Source organism: Paeniclostridium hominis (genome assembly GCF_014306135.1).
GTDB lineage: Bacteria > Bacillota > Clostridia > Peptostreptococcales > Peptostreptococcaceae > Paraclostridium > Paraclostridium hominis.
This window is the reverse complement of sequence record NZ_JACRWD010000027.1, coordinates 1-901: the sequence shown is the minus strand read 5'-3', so window position 1 is coordinate 901 and position 901 is coordinate 1. Positions and strand designations below refer to the sequence as shown.

Sequence of the window (901 nt, the reverse complement as noted above, 5' to 3'; positions counted from 1 at the left end):
TAAAGATTATGTGGTTATTATAGCAAAGAGGATACACCTGTTCCCATTCCGAACACAGAAGTTAAGCTCTTTAGCGCCGATGGTACTTGGTGGGAAGCTGCCTGGGAGAGTAGGACGTAGCCACGTAATCTTTTTTATTTTTAAAATTTATTTAATTATAAGCAAAAGAACTAGTGAAAATTTCTCACTAGTTTTTTATTTATTAAAAATTATATTTTATAAGATAAAAAAGTTTTAATATAGGACTTGAAGTTTTGAAAAAATTTATACAATAAATTCAAGATGTAATAAAAGATATCAGCATAAATAATATTTAATTTAAATTAATTTATAAAATTCAATGTTTGAATGATGGAATTTTTAAACTTATGAAGCAAAATTAATATTATTAAAGTTTGAAACAGAGGATATTAGAAGACATTGCATAATGTAGTATAAAATAGGTATATTAGTGCAATATGTTGTTTATATAATATTAATAATCCTGAAATTATATATAGATATATTAAAAAGATAAAAGTTTAAAATAAATATTAAAAAAATTTGAAAAAAGTATTGACGATATTAAAATGAGATGGTATAGTATTACTTGTCCTTAAGAAAAGGGCAAAACAAAATGAACTTTGAAAATTAAACAGTAGGTTAATTATAAAAATTCTTTTTTAAGAATTAAACAACAAACAACCAAGCCAGATATTCAGATAATGATAGCTGAGCGATGGACAACTTTTATTTGAGAGTTTGATCCTGGCTCAGGATGAACGCTGGCGGCGTGCCTAACACATGCAAGTCGAGCGATTCTCTTCGGAGAAGAGCGGCGGACGGGTGAGTAACGCGTGGGTAACCTGCCCTGTACACACGGATAACATACCGAAAGGTATGCTAATACGAGATGATATAT

General features: G+C 28.9%; 2 rRNA genes. Both read left to right on the top strand.

Features of this window, described 5'->3' with window-relative positions:
- The first annotated feature begins 9 nt into the window (after positions 1–9).
- Positions 10–126, top strand: a 5S ribosomal RNA gene (gene rrf, locus H8891_RS15010).
- A 603-nt stretch (positions 127–729) separates the two neighbouring features.
- A 16S ribosomal RNA gene (locus H8891_RS15005) occupies positions 730–901 on the top strand; the annotation flags it as partial.